The sequence below is a fragment of the Nostoc sp. genome (assembly GCF_036918245.1).
GTDB lineage: Bacteria > Cyanobacteriota > Cyanobacteriia > Cyanobacteriales > Nostocaceae > Nostoc.
In genome coordinates this window covers 27,605-47,317 of sequence record NZ_JBALEF010000007.1, presented here as the reverse complement: position 1 = coordinate 47,317, position 19,713 = coordinate 27,605, and the positions used below count along the sequence as shown (strand labels likewise).

The following is a 19,713-nucleotide window of genomic DNA, read 5'->3' as shown; positions in this document are numbered from 1 at the left end:
TGCTATATCGAATTAGGGGTTTAACCCATGCGAACCTGCTTATGCATCTCTCTCTCCGGTAAACCTACGATCTACACACAAGTCATAAAATCCTTACATAATAAGATACAAGCCCTATAGGTAGGGTTTGAAGTTGAGTCTGCTTATTATCAAGAGTGTTAGATTATTGATATAGGTTTCAAGTCAAATCAAGGATTTTCAAAATAATTTTCCGTATATTCCATCCTGGGAAAGAGTTTCAAATTTTACTAAAGTAGTTCATTTGTTCGCGTTGAGAGGGCTGGGTGAGTTAAACTTGCCTAACCCACCCGATAAAACTAAACAGTAGAGAAATTAGCCATTAAAAACGCGACTGCGCCACTTGTTCAAACGGGCTTCTCCAATTGTGGCAGACCGTCGGGAATCAGCAACTTGCTCTTGCAAAGCTGCAATCTGTTTTTCTTGGGCGTCAGCTTGCTGTTGCAAAGATGTATATTCACCTGTGCTAGTCACGGAACTGGAAGACTCCCAACTACTACTAAATTTTGTTGTCCCGATGCTGGCAAACGGTCGTAAGTCTGCTAATTGTTGTTGCAAAGTTGCAATCTGGCTTTCTTGGTCTTGAATCTTTTGCTGCAAGCCTTGTTCAGCTGCTGTGTGAGCTGCAATAAACGGATTAACTGGAGCAGCAGTTTCTGGCTTTGCCTTGAATACTTCAGCAAGTAAAGCACTAATATCGGTGAGTTTCTGCCTACCGTAAGGAGCGTTGGTAATTAGCGATCGCACCAATTGAGGTTCATTATTCGTCGCTAAGTTTTTATCACTGCTAGAGTTGCTCCGCACCAGTTGTAACATATTGGTAAATTCCAATATCTTTTTGCCCGTTTGAGTTTTATAACCCCGATAATATGGCACTATGTTCTCGCCAAAGGCATCTAGATACTCGTCGCTATCAAGATAAGAATCAATATCCGCCTCAAAACCTTTCTCATCGAGAATGTTGCTGTGATGTTTAGTCTCGGAGTAATCATCGGGAGCGCGACCCAGCAGGTGCTTAAAGTTCAGTTCAATTGCCCGGTAGCGATAAACGTTATCAAAAAATCTGGAGCGATATAACTCTGATTTGGCAACTTGACGCACAAACTCACGGACATCGATTATGCCTTGCTTGAGTTGGGATTCTGGAACTATGAGCCGCTCACTTTCCATGATGTAGGCATTACCCAACACTTGCCGATAAACTGCCCGAATTACAATTTCAATGTCATCAACTGAAGCAGTAGTCCACAGTTCGATGGGTGCTGTTTGGGGAAATGCTTGATATTGGCGTCGTCTGGTTTCGTCGTCTATGAAGATTTGCATAGTTGGGTTATTGTGGGTAAGAGTAACTAATTTATCAAGTAAAAATAAAATTTCTGTAATAGGGTGGCAATACTAAATCGCAAAGCCATAACGGGCCCTACTTAAGATTTACTAATTACTGATTACTGATATTAACTTATCAACTTTTGGGGAATTTTTTAGTTACATTTTCTAACAAACTTAGACGGCTAACTGTTAATAACTAACAGCTAATCATGATAAAAAATTAGCAATTAGACATTAACAATTAGCCGTCACCCCCCTTGGGGAGCATTTAAAATTCAAAAACTTAATTTTGAATTGAAGTGTAGACGCCTGTCAGAAGAATTTCCACAGGATAATAACTCTCAAGCACGCTCATCAAATCTAGTGTAGAAACCACCGTATTTTATCCAGTATTGTTTCAAAGTATGATGAGGTGTATGTAAACTAGCTTTTGCCTGATATAAAATAACTTGGCGATGATCGCCCATCCAAATTTTATTAACCGGGTCAACGGATATTACTGTCCCTCCTAAAGAAGTAACGCATTCAGAAAATCTCTCAATCGTTGTATATTCTAATGTCTCGAATATAAAAAAGTTACCCGAACAAATCAAATGGCGGCTGCGAATCCAGCAGCGCATCTTTTTTTCAGCCAGTGGAGGCAACATTTTGGTTTTAACAGATTCAAACTGAATCAACATAATGCGCTCACCGCACGTAATTCATCAGCAAAACTTTCCCGTTTTTCAAATTGTAATGGACCAGCAGTAGATCCCCATATTTGCTTGTGGGTTTCAATATCCATACCTTTATCTAGACTTATCCAAGTACGCTCGGTTATTTCTACTTCGCTGACAAGATATGTCTGGCATCCATTGCGTTTAATCAGACATTGATTGCCTGGTTCCACACTACCTCGAAACATTTCACCTTCTCGTTGGAAAACCATTGAACAGTGATAACGCCGTTCGATGCTTTCTGGGGTGATGGTTTTGAGGATATCTAATTCACGAGCTGCACCGGCATAAAGCATCTGGTCTTTCAAGCTGTAATTTTCGATATAAATGCGATCGCCCCAATCGACTAGTCTATGTACTCCCTGACGATAGGGTGTCCATAAATCGTGGTCATAAGCTTGTTCAGAATAGAAACCGATGCCAGAAAAAAAATCAATCGGTAAAGGACGGAAAAAAATGTGAATGTGGGCGTAAAGTTGCGGATTTGCAAAAGATTGCTTGTAGTTGCTAAAATCTCCTGCCATCCAACAGGCTAAGGTGAGCAAATCGCTATTGGTGCTAGATTCGCTGGGCGCTATCGTCACGTCGCTTCGCTCCAAATTCAAAATTCAAAATTCAGACATTACAATCCCCATAAATAAATTTAGGAGCTTGTATCCTTTTCTGTTTTAACCTGATATTTGCTAATTGGTTGAACTTGACAAAGAGCGAATCTCTGAAGAAAAAGAAGCTGTTGTCACACCTTTACCATCACTGGTTTTAATCATCGCTACCCGAAATCGGAGATTCGGGTTAGCAAACCAAATTCGCTCCTCAGCAGCAGCGAGTTCATACTCTGTTAGCAGGGTAAAAATACCATCGTCACTCAGATGATATTTAGCCACTGCTGGAATTGTTTCAGCGTACCCTTTGTCCCGCAGGAGTTTTCCTCTAGAAGGATTTTCGACATCGGGAATTGGTACTAGCACAGTACTGCCAGAGATTGGTTTATCGTCCCAGTCTGACTCACCTTCCCAAGTCATGCGAAAGGGGTGAGTAATACTGGCGGGTTCAGTGTTATACAATTGACAGATTGCTACCACTGCTGGATCGTTGGTGGATAGAGACTCAATGTCAATGTTAGACAATACTTCTTCAAAATGGGCAAATGCTAAATGATGGGCGCTTCGCTGCGATCGCCATCGTCCAATTGAAAGTTCAAAAAATTCAGTAATTTCCATTAGAAAAGTGATTTTAAAAAAGTAGCTTAAAATCCAAGAGATATCTTGGCAAAAAAGAAAGTTATTCTCCCAGTCTATATGCTAGCTAGCCTCCTTGACCACAACCGCATTTAGGAGTGCTGAGTTAGTAGTTTGGAGTTAAGAGTTAGAAGTTAGGAGTTTTCTTTTGTCCCCTTGTCCCCAGTCCTCAGCCTCCTACTTAGACAAATCTAAGCAACTTCAGTAATACTGAGAATTTTGCCGCCTGTCCGATGAATGTTTTGCACTTGTCCAGACAGTTGGTTGTAGTTAACTATATATTCCAGGTTGCCCAGACGAGTACGGAGATTACCTGCACCTTTGACAACCTTAATCAAAAAGCGTTTGTCGGTGCTGCTGACACTAGAACCAGCCGCGGGAGCCTTGATGGATGTGGGTAAATTAGAACCGATATCGCCGATCAGTTTGGCTTTGCGCTCGCTATCACTGCTAGCGAATCCTCTTACTAAGCTAAAGGTGCGGTTAAAGGTAACATTTTTAATTCCGATTTGGGAGCTTGTGCTGCGAACATAGGGAACAATATTCTCGCCAAAATTCTGCTGATATTCGTTGCTATCGATATAGGAGTCGATCTCAGCATCATAGCCCTGTTCGTTGTAGATGCGGACGTGTTCGGAAATTTCTGCTTGATCGGCAGGAGGACGCCCTAGCAGGTGTTTGAAGTTCAGTTCAATGAACCGATACTGGGAAGAAGAGTTGAAAAACAGGGATTGATAAATCTCTGATTTCGCAACGGCGTTGACAAATTCGCGGACGCTGATTTTGCGATCGCGCAATTGTGATTCAGCAGTGGCTAGTCGTTCACTTTCCAACAAGTGAGCATTACCCAAAACATGTTTGTAAACTGCTCGAATTAGTGTTTGTAATTCACTTTCGCTGGTGTTCAGACGCAGCTCAACAGTAGGTGAATCAATAGCCCAAAGTGACATTGAGGTATCTCCTCAAAAACGCTAATTAAATTAAATTTCCGAGCATTCTACCTTTATAAAGGGGTAGAATTTCCCATCAATTGTCAGTTATTTTTGCTACTGACTAGCTTTTGTAAAACTTTAGTTTGTGAAAGTGTATTAAATGTGTTCTTATATCACAACTGACGGCGGAATTGGTCAAACTCCAGATTAGTGATCGCTTTGGCTAACTTTTGATCAATCAGGATTTACGCAAATAACAGCCGCAAAGAATGATTTTCAGGTAAGGGCAATTTATATAAACCCATACTCTTTAAAACAAGCAAGCTATGCAAAGAGTCTCCAAGAGTTGCGGCTTACCATAGGGTATTGCCTCTAAGCGCGTGTAGTTTTGCGTAAATCCTAGAACGATCAACACTGGGGATTAAAGAATAGAGACTGAATACAGCGGAATTATTTCTCAATCCCTAATCTCTAATCCCCAATTTCTATTCTTTAGTTGACAGGGGTAATACTGGCGATCGTACCGCCCTGTTGGTGAATCCGCTGATACTCTTGTGAAAACTTATTGTATGGCACGAAAAAGACTTGGTTACTGCGGCGAAATTTGGAAATGTTATTTACCACATTTGCCTTGTAGCCAGTGACTTCAATCCGGTAGACCTTACCATCATCACCAGATCCCACACCTTGACGAGTGCGAGGAGTAGATGTTGGATTGCGGAATGCAGCACCCTTGCTGGCTGGTGAAACCACAGGGGTAGGCGTGCTTTGAATTAGCAGACTGTTTAATTTTGGTTGTTTGCCAGCTAAGTCACCTTTCAGGCTGCTGCTAGAGGAACCACGTACCAGTTGGAATAAGTGGGTAAACTGAACCAAATTCTGGATAGCTTCGGTTTTGTAGCCCCGAATATAAGGGACAATGCTTTCCCCAAAAGTTTCTTGATATTCGTCGCTGTCTAGATAAGAATCAATCTCACCCTCAAAGCCCATGCTTTCCCCAAAAGTTTCTTGATATTCGTCGCTGTCTAGATAAGAATCAATCTCACCCTCAAAGCCCTTTGTATCCAGAATAGTGCTGTGTGTACGCGTTTCTTCTAAATCCAATGGCGCACGACCAAGGAAATGTCTAAAATTTAATTCAATCGCCCGATAGCGAGTGGTGCTATCAAAAAACCGCGAACGGTAAAGTTCCGACTTCCCGACTTGACGCACAAACCCGCGAACGCTAATTTCACCCCGTTTTAGTTGGGATTCAGCAATGGAAAGCCGCTCACTTTCCATTACATAAGCGTTACCTAGAACTTGCTTATAGACATTTATAATTACGGTTTCAACATCCTCATTAGAGCGACTTGGCCACAGATCAATGGGATCGGTGTCTTCAAACAGAGCGACCCCTAATCGTGATGCTGGTCCAAAAGCCATTCAAACTATCTCCTAGTTAACAACTAAATTTTATGAGAAAGATATTCAGCAAATGTTAAAAAACTTTACATCATGGTGACGAGGTAGGGGACATAGAGACTTTAAATCCTTATTAGTCGTGATGATTTCAAGTTTTTGCATCGTTTGCTTTTACATATTGTGATACGATGCTGAAACCATATTTATTAAAATTTATTAAGTTAAATAATACTTTAGAGAAAATTCAGCTTTTTTTTAGTATTTGATTTGCAATTGGGATGCAAGTGATGGTATTGTGCCATTCCCTTAAGCCAGAGTATTAATCGTGCTGAGTCACCCAAGTTTATCAGGGTAAGTGGGCAAGAATAAATCCAACTATATTACGCAACGTAAAATTAATTAAGATTGTCTGTTAGTAAGAGCTTCAGCCCCGACTAGCAACCTTTAATTATTCATGCCCACTTAACGTTATCGAATTTGGAAAGTAGCCAGTTGGCTGATTAAATGGTCAAAATAGGGAGCAAGAGTTTGCTGCTGATCGGCTTGGCAGCGTTTCAAACTAGCAGCCTTGATGCTTTTTAAGCCTAAAACCATTGCATCCAATGGAACTTGTAATTCCTGATAGAGCAAATTCATATAGTGCAGTCCTGTGGGATTTGTATATTCAGTGTGGCCACCTGCTATGCCATAAGTAATACAGCGAAGAAAATGCCAAAAATCTCGCCAGCAAGCTTGGGCGCGTTCAGGTGGATAAAGACCGCCTCCAGGCTGGATAATTTCGGGATAAGTTGCCAAAACTTGTTCCCTAGATTCATCAATGATTTCGGCTGCGCGATCGCGTAATAACACAGCAACAGGAATCAAGGCTGAATTATCCGGTGACAAGCTTATAATCTGCAATAAATCTTCGTCGCTCAGATACCGAAAAGCATCATCCGCAGCTTGAAATATTTCAATCGCTGCTTTTGGATGGGACTGTTCCCACTCAGCAAAGCTGACAATTCTAGCTTTGGCGATTAATTCTTTAACGGTTTCGCTTAATTGAGTCATTGATTTAGGGGATAGGGTATGGGGATTAGGCATTGGGGTGGGGAGCAGGGGACAAGGGAGACAAGGGGACAAGGAGGATAACTCATGCCCAATGCCCAATCCCCTTAGATTCAATCTTCTGAGAATGCGATTGCCATTTGCTGACATCTGTAAAATAAAGTAAAGAATAGCTGTACCAAATGCACTCATGGAAATCCATAAAATCCAAACTGAACTGAAGAACCCAGATTTTCACTATCGTTTGAAGGCGATCGCAGCCCTCAATGATTATGAATCAGAAGTTGCAGTTCCTCTGCTCACAAGTAAACTTCATGACTCAGAATTTTTGGTGCGTTCTTTTGTAGCCAGGGGTTTGGGTAATCAACAATCAGCGGAATCTTTTGCGGCTTTGATGCAAATTATGAAATTTGATGATACCCCCAACGTGCGGGCTGAGGCGGCAAATTCTTTATCGCTATTTGGCAGAGTCGCAGTTTCCCATCTAGTTTTGGCATATTATCAGGATAACCACTGGCTAGTTAGGCGGAGCATTTTGGCTGCGATCGCTGAAATGGATTGCCCTGAAGAACTATTTGATATATGCGTTCAGGGTTTAAAAGATGAGGATTTCACAGTTCGGGAATCTTCTGTTGATGCACTTGGCTTACTGGCTAATTCTAGCCAACATACTGCGGCATTATGCCAAATACTAACGTTGGTAAATGATGAATCTTGGCGGATGCGCGTGCGAGTTAGCTATGCTCTCAAACGATTTGACGAACCAGAAGCCAAAGCAGCCCTGAACCAACTCAGACAGGATGAGGATCACCGAGTTGTCGGAGCTGCTTTAGAAGACCTGTTGCCACAATAGCGGCGTGGGTTTGTTCGGAATAAGAAAAAGAAGTCAGAAGTCAGGAGTCAGAATTCAGAATACTCCACCCATGTTCGCACACCGCCCCGCTCTTAAGGGATAGAGTTTTAAGGCGATAATGTTTGAATTTGCTTTCGCCCACAATTCGGCTTGGTTTTAAACAAATATTTATTACTCCAGTGGGACTCCAAATTCATACTAAATTCTGACTCCTGAGTTTTAAATTCTTCTTATAAAATTTATTTGATAAATAACTAACACAATATTTTACCTTAAATTTGACTAAAATATCCGGTTAATCTGCCAAAATCTGAAAGAAAAGATCAATTTTTTCTAGATGAGGAGGCATTTGTGACTGATATACAAGCTGGTCAAATGACTTGGCGACTACCAGGTTCCTCAGAATCTGCTTTATATTTGCGGCATAATGCTTCGGAACCTTGGCGATCGTATAAAGAATTTCCACAATATGTTCTACCCGATCCACCCGGTTTTTCCGAAGGATACGCGACATTTTTAGCGCTCCTGAAAAAGAACTGGCAGCCGTTGTAAGTTCACTACAGAGCAACTGGTCAAACAATTTTAGATTTTGGGTCGCACCTTTAGTTCGCTGGAAACGCAAATTGGATTTTGGATTTATTTCGCTCACAAGGAGTGCAGCTTGCATCTAAAATTTAAAATTGGCGCGGTCTAGCACTCAAACTTTCACGAGTTGTTGTGCGGGTATAGGCGTTCCAAACATCGAGTTCTGAATGTGGACGGCTGGAAAGCATGGCTTTAGTTGCTTCTGTCAGTCCTTGAGCAAGAGTAAAATCTGCCCCAGCGATACTTAGAAGATGCTCCATCTCTGCATCACTGAGATCGGTTGCTCGCAAGTCTGTATCCCGCAAATCGGCTCCAGTTAATCGAGCATTTCGTAAGCAAGCCCCTGTCAAATAAGCTTTTGTCAGATCGGCACCACTCAAAGCCGCACCTTGCAAATTGGCTCCTGTCAAGTCAGCGCCACTTAGGTAGGCTCCACGCAGATTAGCACTTTGTAAATCTGCATTTCGTAAAGAAGCTGTATTGAGAAAAGCACCATTGAGATTAGCACCCGGTCCTACCGCTCCAGATGTTTTGTAGTTATATTCTTGGGGCCATTTCGTTTGTGAATCATAACGCGCTACTTGGAGTTTGGCTCCCTCCAAATTTGCACCACTGAGATTTGCTTGTTGGAGGTCAGCACGGTTTAAATAGGCTCCCTGTAAATTAGCGCCACTCAAATCGGCTCCTCGCAGATTAGCGCCTCGCAAATCAGCCCCACTCAAATCGACATTACTTAATACCACCTCACTGAGATCGGCTCCTAGTAGCTTGGCTTTACTCAAATTAGCTTGGCGGAAATCGACTTCCTTTAGATTGAATTGGTACAAATCTACCGAATCTACAGGGATTCCTTTTTTGAGGGCTGTCAAGATTTCTGGAGTTGGACTGGGGCGTTCGGTAAAGCCGTTGCCGTAGGCATCGCTAGTAATAAGTTGAATTTCACTATTTGTCATCAGCTGATTAAAATATCACTTTTGGAGTTATTCTACACTTTAGCTAAATCGGGACTTCATCTCATCACTCAGGATTAATAACGCCAAAATTTGATCAAACGAGGTTTCAAAACAGATGCATATAATACCGCCTTTGACAATGATCGACTTCTTCCGTAAAAGTGAAGGTACATGGTTTACGGAACGCGCCGTTCATCATTTTGACTCGGCGGCGGATGAGTCGGGGGAGTCAAATTTGATTATAAAAGTTATGGAAAAGGACGATCCGAAAGTCCAAGAAGTTTGTAAAGCCCAAGGGATAGACCCTAGTAAAGCAACAAGCGGTGCTAGCTTTGCATGGCAGGCTAACCTAGATACCAGGCTACCGAATACTGATAATGCTGCGATTTTGGTTGATGTTCCCGACGAAACGAGGCGTTCTGGAAAACTGATTCGCAACCAAGGCTATGTTGAGAGCATTCCAGTTGTGAGCCGATATCGGTTTGCTGATGATGGAGTGCTGACGATTGATACTGACTATGACAACAATCAAGGTCAGGAACGTTGTTGGTTTGTTACGGATGATTTTCGTGTCAGAGTCAGTACCGTGCGAATGATGAACGGAATCAACTTGATGACTTATTGTTCCGAGCGTCGCTGTGTTTCCCAAGAAGTCTTGGAGCAAATGATCAGTCTGAATCATGCTAGGCGTTAGTGGAGAGTGGGGAGCGGGGGAGCGGGGAGCAGGGGAGCAGGAGAGAAGAGTTGCAGTAAGTTTTTCCCCTCTGCCCCTCTGCACCTCTGGCTCTTGTGCCCAATGCTCAATGCCCAATTCCCAATGCCCCATTAAGGAATGTTGCTTTGTTTCTCATAAATGAGACGTACATGATTGCCATCACTTATTTTCATGCAAGGGTTAATATAATCATGCTCCATGTATAAGCCTTTCCTGGAATTTTTAGAAAAAGAGCTATTTCAGCGGTTTGATTTACAAAGTAGGGTCATTCCCCCTGGTTTGGAATTCAAAGTTAGCGATCGCGGCAGAAACCCAGCAACTATTCGCAGTTGGTGTTACCAATCTCAAGAGTTGCGAAAAATTCGCTATACCTACATTGATGCTGGGGAAAGCGCTCAAATTTTTAACAGCGTGATTTATCCGAGTCATCACTACGATTTACCTTTGTTAGGGATTGATTTTTTATCCTTTGGTAAAGTCAAAAATCTGATTGTGCTTGATTTTCAGCCTTTGTTTCAGGATGAAGATTATCAAAAAAAATATATAGTTCCGCTGAAATCTTTGCATGATAAATACCCGGATTTGGCGCAAAATTTAGAAATGAAGTTTTACGATGCCAACCAGTATTTTTCTAAATACCTATTGTTTGCCAAAACCGACCCTGAAACAGTGGCAACGCGAGTCTTTGAAGCTTTTCAGGATTATTTAAACTTGTATTGGCAAATGTTAGCAGATGCCAAACCACTCCAAGACCCTGAAGATATCCAGCGGATTGTCAAAGCCCAAAAAGACTATGACCAATATAGTGCAGACCGCGATCCAGCATCTGGTTTGTTTAGCAGTTACTTTGGTCATGAATGGGCAGAGCGCTTTCTCCATGAATTCTTATTTGAAGATGCTGTTCCCCTAGCAGTTAGTGGCAGCAAAAGATAACCATGATTGGGGATTATGAATTTTGAATTTTGAATTTGGAGTAAAGCGACGTGACACTCTATCAGCCATTTCTCGATTATGCGATCGCCTATATGCGATCGCGTTTGGATTTACAGCCCTATCCTATCCCCACTGGATTTGAGTCCAAGAGTGCTGTTGTGGGCAAGGGAAAGAACCAGGAAGAGGTTGTCACCACCAGTTATGCCTTTCAAACTTCAAAATTGCGGCAAATTCGTGCAGCTCACGTGCAGGGTGGCAATTCGCTGCAAGTGCTGAATTTTGTGATTTTTCCCCGCCTCAACTACGATTTACCATTTTTTGGGGCAGATTTGGTGACATTGCCAGGAGGACATCTAATTGCTTTGGATATGCAGCCCCTATTTCGGGACGATCTAGCATATCAGGCAAAATATACTGAACCAATTCTGCCCATTTTCCACACCCACCAACAACATCTGTCTTGGGGAGGAGATTTTCCAGAAGAAGCACAGCCATTTTTCTCTCCCGCTTTTCTGTGGACTCGTCCCCAAGAAACAGCTGTAGTAGAAACTCAGGTGTTTGCCGCTTTCAAAGACTATTTGAAAGCTTATCTCGATTTCGTAGAGCAGGCAGAACCTGTAACAGATTCCCAAAATTTAGTAGCCATTGAGCAAGCCCAACTGCGATACTTACGATATCGGGCTGAAAAAGACCCAGCGCGAGGGATGTTTAAACGCTTCTATGGTGCGGAATGGACTGAGGAGTATATCCACGGATTTTTATTTGACCTAGAGAGAAAATTAACAGCTATTAACTAGAAACTTTTTGACCGACTCAGTGCTGAGTAGAGTGTCAATAAAGACTCGTTCAAGTCACGTTAAACTGGGAAAAGAATCTAAATTATACCAATTCCAAAAATGTTTGCGATATGATATGCTGACGCGCACCTTTTCCAATGCCTTGGAAAAGGTTGGGAAGAGGTCTTATATATATATGTGTTGCATTCTTTTTTCAAATTGGTATTAACTGTACTTAAACTAGTTTGTCTTCATAATGGTTTCCACCTTTCCCAATCCCTCTTCTGTCGATCTATCTCGCATTCGACTTTCGCTCCGCTCATTGCAACCGCAGTTAGTAGAGTGGCGGCGGCGATTGCATCAACAACCAGAGTTGGGTTTTCAAGAAAAACTGACTGCTGAATTTGTATCACAAAAGCTGCAAGAATGGGGAATTGAGCATCAAACTGGCATTGCCCATACTGGCATTGTTGCCACCATCAAAGGCAACAAACTTCCCGACTCGCGGCTCCTGAATCCCCAAGTTTTAGCGATTCGCGCGGATATGGATGCTTTGCCAATCCAAGAACTCAACGAAGTGCCGTACAAATCGCAGCATGATGGAGTGATGCACGCTTGTGGACATGATGGACATACAGCGATCGCTTTAGGTACAGCTTATTATCTCCAGCAGCATCGCCAAGACTTCTCTGGTATCGTGAAAATTATCTTTCAGCCAGCAGAAGAATCACCAGGAGGTGCAAAGCCGATGATTGAAGCTGGAGTTCTGAAAAATCCAGATGTTGACGCGATTATTGGTTTGCACTTGTGGAATAATTTGCCTTTAGGAACAGTGGGTGTACGTGCTGGGGCATTAATGGCAGCTGTGGAGTGCTTTAACTGCACAATTTTGGGCAAAGGTGGACACGGCGCACTACCCCATCAAACTGTTGACTCCGTTGTTGTTGCTGCCCAAATCGTCAATGCTTTGCAAACCATTGTCGCTCGGAATGTTAATCCCATTGATTCAGCAGTAGTGACAGTGGGCGAACTTCACGCTGGAACCAAACGTAATGTGATTGCTGATATAGCGAGAATGAGTGCTACTGTCAGGTATTTTAATCCTAGTTTGAAAGGCTTTTTTAACCAGCGTGTCGAGCAGATTATTGCTGGAATTTGTCAGAGTCATGGTGCAAATTATGATTTAGAATATTGGTCACTTTATCCACCAGTAATTAATGATATAAAAATAGCAGAACTAGTGCGATCTGTAGCAGAAGAAGTTGTAGAAACTCCTGTGGGGATTGTGCCAGAATGCCAAACTATGGCTGCTGAAGATATGTCATTTTTCTTAGAAGAGGTTCCTGGTTGTTATTTCTTTCTAGGTTCTGCTAACCCCGCGAAAGACTTAGCATATCCCCATCATCATCCCCGGTTTGATTTTGACGAAACCGCCTTGGCAATGGGTGTGGAAATCTTTGTTAGATGCGTGGAAAAGTACTTTGTTTCAACTTAAATAATAGGATAATTATTCCCGACGACGGGATTTAATAGGGTTTTTAAACCTACCCAAAACCTCAAAACCTCTTCTTAGCAGGAGTTTGGGGTAAGTTTATTAAAGAGAGTTAGGGTTGGTGATTTTTTGAAAAAATTCGCTAATCGAGTGTTGGTAGCTTTTTCTTAGTCCCTTTTTTTGAGGGAGATGTCGTTTAATTCTTCTAAAGCCAAAAAATAACTTTTTTCGGGATGTCGTTTCACCAGTGTAATACGCTATTAATTTTTACTCTGTGCCTGTTTTATCCCGATGTCGTCATAAGTTGATTTTCCCAGCTAAAGAGCGATCGCACTTGCGGGTTAAAAAAGAGTCAGAATGCTTTCTGGTAGTGGATTCTAGCGCTATAGTGTCAAAACTTTATTTACCTACATCTGTATTTGGTAGTTTTTTTTTACATATTTTTATATCAAGCAGATTGCTTGACTTATTGTCACATAACTTGTAATACTAAGGCTAAGGAGAAAAATTTACTTTACTTAGATACTAACTGTATGCCCACAAATGACATCGTTTTTCTACAAGACTTGACTGGATCGTATTTTGATGACTTCCCCAGACTGAAGGTTTTACTTTCTGCGGTAGTAAACCGATTAACCAGCCCTTATTTAGCTCCGATTTTTGGTAATAATCTTCAATTTGGTCTAGCCTCTTTCAAGGATAAACCAGTATCGTATTTAGGTGAGCCTGGTGATTATGTTTATCAAAAAGAGGTCTTTTTAACCACTGATGCAGGACAAGTCAAGACAGCAGTCAGTAATTTTGTTGTTGGTGGCGGGAATGACGGCCCGGAATCACAATTAGAGGCACTTTTACACGCTGCCTTAGATACTAGTATCGGTTACAGAGTAGGCTCAAAGCGTTTAGTTTTCCTAGCTACCGATGCGACCTATCACGTTGCAGGGGATGGTGCTGCGGCCGATCCGACTGTTATCACTGTGGCTAATAACGGAGATGGCGTAATCGATCCTAATGAAGATTATCCAGATATTGCACAAGTACAGACGGCTCTGATCGCAAATGATATTATTCCTGTTTTTCTACCTACCAGTGATGTTAAAAGTACTTACGACGGGCTGGTTAGCAGTTTAGGTCGGGGTATTGTGACAACTCTTGATAGTAATAGCGAGAATGTGGCTGATGTCATAAAATTTGCGATCGCTAAAGCAAATGCCGTAATAACCATTGAGGGAACCGGCGGCGATGAAGACATTAAAGGCTCTGATGTAATTACGCCTGGCAATCAGGTTGTTTTTGCCCTGGCGGGTAACGACACTATTGACCTCTTTGGTGTTCCTGGCAACCATTTTGTTGATGGAGGAGCAGGTTTTGATGTCATTTATGGTGGGAGTGGTCAAGACATATTTGATGGGGGCAGTTCTGATGACAACCTATACGGAGCAAACGGTAATGATACTCTCCTTGGCAGTAGTGGCAACGATGTTCTACGAGGACAAGGCGGCGACGATATCCTTCAAGGAGATAGTGGCAAGGACGATTTATTTGGGGGAGCAGGCAACGATAGGTTTATATTTGACACTGGTTCAGCATTTACGATTGATGACCTCGGAGTAGATATAATCAACGACTTCCAAAGAGTTGCAGGTAATACGGACACAATCGAACTATCGAGAGATACTTTTACTGTTTTAGGTTCTTCTGGTTTTATCTTTGCTACTGTCAGTACTAACGCAGCTGCTGAAACAAGTACTGCCAATATTGTTTACAGTACCGGGACTCGTAGCCTGTTTTATAACGCAAATGGTGCAACACCTGGATTTGGTTCCGGTTCTAGTCTGGCAGATCCCCAAGGAGGTCTATTCGCAACATTTGCATCAAGTACTCCCACTCTAATCGCCACTGATTTTACTATTGTTGATTAATTACAATACTTCGGACAGAATCAGGCTATAAGCCATAAGAGGATGTTTTACATCTGTGCATTGGTGTTAACTTAAGGTGAAAACCAATCATATCGTGTCCGGTTAAAGCACTTATCATTAAGACCGCAGAGGGGCAGAGGTGCACAGGAGAGGGGTTTTTGGGCTTTCTGCATAGATTCAGGAATTATAACTAATTAGCCGGACATGATATCAGGTAAGCGCATTTAAAATAAACATCTAGTGAAATCAATTATACGTTACCTGAAAACTTGTAGAGACGTAGCACTGCTACGTTTCTACATTACTTTTTCACTCATATTTCTAATTCTTGACTGTCGGTTTCTGTTTATTACTAACTTCTAAAGGCAGGAAAATCGTCATCACTTCCCCATAGTGTGGACGTTGACGCACAATCAGCTTACCACCGATCGCCTGAAACAAATGCTTGGTTGCAGCGATATTCAAACTAATCGTACCTGTTTCTGGTTGGAACATCAGCAGTTGACCTAGAGCCTTGCGAATTGGTGGTGTTGCAGGTATGGCGGCTTTATTTGAATCTTTGCACCGGAATTGCGGCGATAATTGTAACTTCAGTTGATCTCCAGCTGGGATAACTTGTACTTGAATATGGCTGCCAGCGGGTAAGCTGCGAGTAAAATTTTCCATCAAACCAGTAAGAACTTGATCCAGCATGGTGGGATTACTTACCACTGTCGGTAGTTGCTGGGGTAAAACAACATTTAAAGTTAAGTTCCGCCGATGCGCTGCTTGTTCCCAACGGGGAATGCTCTGCTGCAACACTTGATCTAAAGACATCGGCGTGAGTTGAGTTTTTGACGATTTTGCTGAGGCAGTAGTTTCTAGTTCTGCGGCCTTAAACAGCAATTCCATGCGGTCAATTTGCTCGGTACACTCATGATCGATAATTTTTAAACGATTGATCACGCTAGCATCCAAGTCTCGCCGCTTTAATAGCAGACGAGTCATGGTGCGAATAGTTGTTAAAGGTGTGCGGACTTCGTGAGCGAAGGCTTGGAGCAATTCTACATCAGGATTTGGGGAAGGTGGGGTCCCCTCTGGGGATAAGGGGTAATGGGCATTGGGGATTGGGGATTGGGGAAGGTGGGGTCCCCTCTGGGGATAAGGGGTAATGGGCATTGGGCATGGGTTGTTCTCCTTGTCCCCCTTGTCTCCAGTTCCTAGTAAAGAGTCTCTAGTCTCTTCTGGTTCTGTGAATTCCTGAAGCAATAACTGACTAAAGTGAATCATCATCCGGTAGTCTGGTGCTACCGGAGAATACTGTTCTACTAATGCGTCCAAGCGGGCGAAAAATTCTGGATTAGCCAGCATTACCCGTGCCCCTAGCGATCGCCAAGTCTGCTGTACTATCTCTGGCTCAAAAGAAAATGAAAAGGTTTTTTTACCGTTTTTGTGGGTTGCTAAAACCAGCACTAATCTAAATTTATCTGTAAAAACTAAGCAAAACTGTTCTGCACCTAGAGGATCGGCAGATAGTAAAGGAAGTACCGATTCATGGGGAGCAATCTCTTCATTTACAGACGCGATTGCACCCGGCATCTGAAATGGCATCAGCGCCAAGGGGTTAAATGGTTTTGCTGTAAAAGTTACTGTTTGCAGACTTTGAGTCAATTTGGGTTGACTAAATAAGGGTGCTGGTGCAGCTAAAACTAATCCTTGGGTTGTGTCAACTGAAAGGTCTGCTAAAGTATTTAATAGCAAATGTTCTGTCGCTGCGAGGCTGATACGCCACTGCTGCTCTGCTTTAGCAGGTGAACATTCTGCCACACTTGATTGATTTTCAGCCAAGATTTCGCTCAGGCTTGGCAATATCCATTGGTACACAGGCTTTCACCCCTTAATTCAAGAGCGACTAACAGCGTCTGGGTTAGACATTATCACTACTATCTAAGAGGTTATAGCTATTTGTATACTGGTGACAGTGGTAGAACCGAACAATTCAGGGGCAATTCCCCTCTAACTGCGATGTCTACGACGGGCTATGCCTACGCACTTAGGGGGTGAAAAACATTGGACTGACTTTTACCGATAGGCGTGGCGATCGCAAATTGATAATTGTGCTGGTTTCGCTACTCGAATTGGGATTGTAATTACAAACTCTGCACCTTGTCCAGGTGATGAAATACATTGCAAAGATCCACCATGCTTGTCAGTAATTATCTGGTAACTTATTGATAGTCCCATACCAGTCCCCTTCCCAACTGCTTTCGTGGTGAAAAAAGGGTCGAATAAACGCGACTGAATTTCTTCTGGAATTCCTACCCCATTATCAGCAATCCGAATAATCGCATTTTCATTTACCTGTTCAGAAGAAATGCGAATCAAGGGATTTGGACAAAGTTTTTTTTGGAAAGCATCTTCTAAAGCATCGATTGCATTTGCCAAGAGGTTCATAAATACCTGATTCAGTTGCCCAGCAAAACATTGAATTTGAAGTATTTCACCATATTCTTTGACTACTTTAATCTCGGAGCGATTATTTTGGGACTTGAGTCGGTGTTGTAAAATTAACAGAGTACTGTCGATTCCTTCATGTAAATCAGCCGTTTTGAACTCAGCTTCATCCAAACGAGAGAAGATTCGGAGACTGAGAACAATTTCCCGAATGCGTTTGGCCCCCATCTTCATTGAGGTTAACATTTTAGGCAAATCTTCTGTTAGGTACTCAATATCTGCTTCTTCATTAGCATTTTTTATTTCTGGCGCTGGGTTAGGATAATAATTTTGATAAAGCTTAATTAACAGCAGCAACTGTTGAGTGTAATCATCAGTGTATTGCAGGTTGCCGTAGATAAAATTAACTGGATTGTTGATTTCATGTGCAACTCCCGCTACTAGTTGACCCAGACTCGACATTTTTTCCGATTGAATTAATTGGATTTGGGTTTTTTTTAGGTCTTTCAAAACTTGCTGAAGTTCTGCTTCTGCCTGTAGACGTTCGCTAATTTCGTCTCGTAATTGTTCGTTAGCATTAACCAACTCATCTCTAGAATATTGGAGGTCGTCTGCCATTTTGTTGAACGAGCTAGCTAACTCGCCAATCTCATCCTGGGAGCGAATATTAACTCTGGTATCCAGTTTACCTTTAGCCAGATTCATCACAGCTTGCTGGAGTTGATTAATCGGTTTTGAGATGCTTCTGGAGAGCAGATAACTTACTGCTAATGCAAAGATGCTACATGCCAAACTAATAACCGACGTGAAAACAATATTTTTATGGGCTGTTGCTAGTGCTGCTTTATAAAGTGGTGTATATTCCAAAATTACTGCACCAATCGTTTCACCGTTACTAGTCTTAAAAGCAACAGCAATCAATTGAATCCCCTTTGGGTATTCAGAACTGGTCTCAATATATGTTCTTGGTATGCCATCTTGAATAGTTTTACCAACTTCATTATTGAGATCGTGATCTAATCGCGTACCGATGTCTTCTGGAACTACATCTGCCAGAATGATTTTATTGCGGTCTACAATCTCCAGATCGCGCTGACGTTGCTTGTGTAGTGCTTGAACATTCTCTTGCAACTGGGCTAGCATCTGATCTGGCGATCGCATCTTCTGGGACTCAAGCTCATGACTTACAAAATATCCGAGTAGTCCAGCAACTTCTTCAGCCTCTTGTTGAGCAAGATACTTAGCTATGTTCATTTGCTGATTGGCACTAATCGCACCAATAGTTCCTGAGAGAATAGCCATTCCTATAATACCCGAAATTAATTTTTGACTAATTTTCATTGCTTCCTCGAAACCTCAAGTGCTGGCTACTGTGCTGATTTAGTTTTGGGGAATTTCCCCTAATCTTAAAATTCCCAGTTGTCAGCCTGTAAGCTACAGAGTCAACAGCCATCAGCAAAATTTTTAATCTCGGTAGGCGATCGCATTTTTTTAGGTAGATTAGCAATAGACTATCTTAAAAGCACTTTATGACTTCTTTTGATTCAGTTGAAGATTTGGTACTAGTTGCTGGTGCTACTGGTGGAGTCGGACAACTGGTGGTAGGCAAGTTACTAGAAAAGGGCGTGAAAGTTCGTGTCCTGACACGCAATGCCACAAAAGCTGAAGAGATGTTTAACCAAAGAGTGGAAATTGCCGTTGGTGACATCCGTCAGCCAGCTACACTGCCAGCTGCAATGTCAGGTGTTACCCACATCATAAATTGTACTGGAACTACTGCCTTTCCCTCTGCACGATGGGAGTTTGACCAACCCCCGAACTTGATTGAATGGGGAATTATTTTCCTTAATCCCAAATCTAGTGAAGCAAAAGCAAAGAATAGTCCGGCAAAGATTGATGCTCAAGGTGTCAGCAATCTAGTAGCAGCAGCACCCCAGAATTTGAAGCGATTCGTTTTCGTCTCTTCTTGTGGAATTCTCCGTAAAAATCAGTTTCCTTTTAGTATTCTTAATGGTTTTGGGGTGTTGGATGCCAAACAAAAAGGCGAAGAGTCCATTATTAATTCAGGATTACCCTACACCATTATCCGCCCAGGACGCCTCATTGACGGCCCCTATACCTCATACGACCTCAACACCCTCCTTAAGGCGAAAACTGGGGGTAAATACGGTGTAGTCATAGGCACTGGGGATACACTTTCGGGTGATGCCAGCCGGATTGATGTCGCAAACGCTTGTGTAGAATGCCTTTTTCAGCCAAGTAGCTCTAGGAAAATTTTTGAAATAGTCAACCAAGGGCAAAGACCACCTGTGATTGACTGGGAAACTCTTTTTTCTGAGATTGAGTAACTGCGGATAGCTAGGGTTG

Annotated in this window: 18 protein-coding genes; 8 read left to right on the top strand and 10 right to left on the bottom strand. The window is 42.3% G+C overall.

Translation table 11 applies throughout. The annotated features are described in order from the left end of the window. Window positions 1-333 precede the first annotated feature (333 nt). From V7L12_RS01930 to V7L12_RS01900, 7 genes are all read right to left on the bottom strand, one after another. Window positions 334-1,341 (bottom strand): phycobilisome rod-core linker polypeptide, encoded by a 1,008-nt coding sequence (locus V7L12_RS01930; RefSeq protein WP_335081631.1) that lies wholly within the window; start codon window positions 1,339-1,341, stop codon window positions 334-336. A gap of 347 nt (window positions 1,342-1,688) precedes the next feature. Further along, window positions 1,689-2,027, bottom strand: a complete 339-nt coding sequence (locus V7L12_RS01925) for a CpeR family transcriptional regulator (protein ID WP_104906295.1) — start codon at window positions 2,025-2,027, stop codon at window positions 1,689-1,691. Next, entirely contained in the window at window positions 2,021-2,647 is a 627-nt protein-coding gene (locus V7L12_RS01920) for a chromophore lyase CpcT/CpeT (RefSeq protein ID WP_335081628.1), read from the bottom strand. Before V7L12_RS01920 ends, V7L12_RS01925 begins: the two co-directional genes overlap by 7 nt. A gap of 99 nt (window positions 2,648-2,746) precedes the next feature. Continuing rightward, entirely contained in the window at window positions 2,747-3,283 is a 537-nt protein-coding gene (locus tag V7L12_RS01915; RefSeq protein ID WP_335081626.1) for a phycobiliprotein lyase, read from the bottom strand. A gap of 209 nt (window positions 3,284-3,492) precedes the next feature. Beyond that, window positions 3,493-4,251, bottom strand: a complete 759-nt coding sequence (locus V7L12_RS01910) for a phycobilisome rod-core linker polypeptide (protein ID WP_335081624.1) — start codon at window positions 4,249-4,251, stop codon at window positions 3,493-3,495. Window positions 4,252-4,725: 474 nt separating this feature from the next. Next, a complete protein-coding gene (locus V7L12_RS01905) occupies window positions 4,726-5,658 on the bottom strand; it encodes a phycobilisome linker polypeptide (protein ID WP_335081622.1) in 933 nt (310 codons plus the stop codon). Between the two features lie 447 nt (window positions 5,659-6,105). Beyond that, window positions 6,106-6,876, bottom strand: coding sequence for a phycobilisome protein (locus tag V7L12_RS01900; protein WP_335081620.1), 771 nt, complete (start codon window positions 6,874-6,876; stop codon window positions 6,106-6,108). Here V7L12_RS01900 and V7L12_RS01895 point away from each other — a divergent pair. Both V7L12_RS01895 and V7L12_RS01890 read left to right on the top strand, forming a co-directional pair. Then, entirely contained in the window at window positions 6,875-7,537 is a 663-nt protein-coding gene (locus tag V7L12_RS01895) for a HEAT repeat domain-containing protein (protein WP_335081619.1), read from the top strand. The genes V7L12_RS01900 and V7L12_RS01895 overlap by 2 nt on opposite strands. Before the next feature lie 351 nt (window positions 7,538-7,888). Further along, entirely contained in the window at window positions 7,889-8,089 is a 201-nt protein-coding gene (locus V7L12_RS01890) for a hypothetical protein (protein ID WP_322732424.1), read from the top strand. A 122-nt stretch (window positions 8,090-8,211) separates the two neighbouring features. Here V7L12_RS01890 and V7L12_RS01885 read toward each other — a convergent pair whose 3' ends face one another. Next, window positions 8,212-9,075 carry a pentapeptide repeat-containing protein gene (locus V7L12_RS01885; RefSeq protein WP_335081616.1) on the bottom strand — a complete coding sequence of 288 codons (864 nt, stop codon included), beginning with the start codon at window positions 9,073-9,075 and terminating at the stop codon, window positions 8,212-8,214. Window positions 9,076-9,190: 115 nt separating this feature from the next. On the opposite strand from V7L12_RS01885, the gene V7L12_RS01880 reads away from it, so the two are divergent. The 5 genes from V7L12_RS01880 (at window position 9,191) to V7L12_RS01860 (ending at window position 14,913) form a co-directional block, all read left to right on the top strand. Continuing rightward, complete coding sequence (locus V7L12_RS01880; RefSeq protein ID WP_335081614.1) at window positions 9,191-9,769, top strand: phycobiliprotein lyase; 579 nt, start codon at window positions 9,191-9,193, stop codon at window positions 9,767-9,769. A gap of 219 nt (window positions 9,770-9,988) precedes the next feature. Further along, complete coding sequence (locus tag V7L12_RS01875; protein ID WP_335081612.1) at window positions 9,989-10,723, top strand: 15,16-dihydrobiliverdin:ferredoxin oxidoreductase; 735 nt, start codon at window positions 9,989-9,991, stop codon at window positions 10,721-10,723. 50 nt (window positions 10,724-10,773) lie between these two features. Then, complete coding sequence (locus tag V7L12_RS01870) at window positions 10,774-11,520, top strand: phycoerythrobilin:ferredoxin oxidoreductase (RefSeq protein WP_335081610.1); 747 nt, start codon at window positions 10,774-10,776, stop codon at window positions 11,518-11,520. 235 nt (window positions 11,521-11,755) lie between these two features. Then, entirely contained in the window at window positions 11,756-12,994 is a 1,239-nt protein-coding gene (locus V7L12_RS01865) for a M20 family metallopeptidase (RefSeq protein WP_335081608.1), read from the top strand. Window positions 12,995-13,524: 530 nt separating this feature from the next. Next, window positions 13,525-14,913, top strand: coding sequence for a hypothetical protein (locus V7L12_RS01860; RefSeq protein WP_335081606.1), 1,389 nt, complete (start codon window positions 13,525-13,527; stop codon window positions 14,911-14,913). 321 nt (window positions 14,914-15,234) lie between these two features. Here the strand turns inward: V7L12_RS01860 and V7L12_RS01855 are convergent, their stop codons facing one another. Both V7L12_RS01855 and V7L12_RS01850 read right to left on the bottom strand, forming a co-directional pair. Beyond that, window positions 15,235-16,776, bottom strand: a complete 1,542-nt coding sequence (locus V7L12_RS01855) for a sensor histidine kinase (protein WP_335081604.1) — start codon at window positions 16,774-16,776, stop codon at window positions 15,235-15,237. 198 nt (window positions 16,777-16,974) lie between these two features. Further along, on the bottom strand, window positions 16,975-18,687 hold the full coding sequence (locus tag V7L12_RS01850; RefSeq protein ID WP_335081602.1) for an ATP-binding protein: 1,713 nt from the start codon (window positions 18,685-18,687) through the stop codon (window positions 16,975-16,977). Window positions 18,688-18,875: 188 nt separating this feature from the next. Here V7L12_RS01850 and V7L12_RS01845 point away from each other — a divergent pair, with 188 nt between their 5' ends. Then, a complete protein-coding gene (locus tag V7L12_RS01845; RefSeq protein ID WP_335081600.1) occupies window positions 18,876-19,694 on the top strand; it encodes an SDR family oxidoreductase in 819 nt (272 codons plus the stop codon). The last annotated feature ends 19 nt before the right edge of the window (window positions 19,695-19,713 follow it).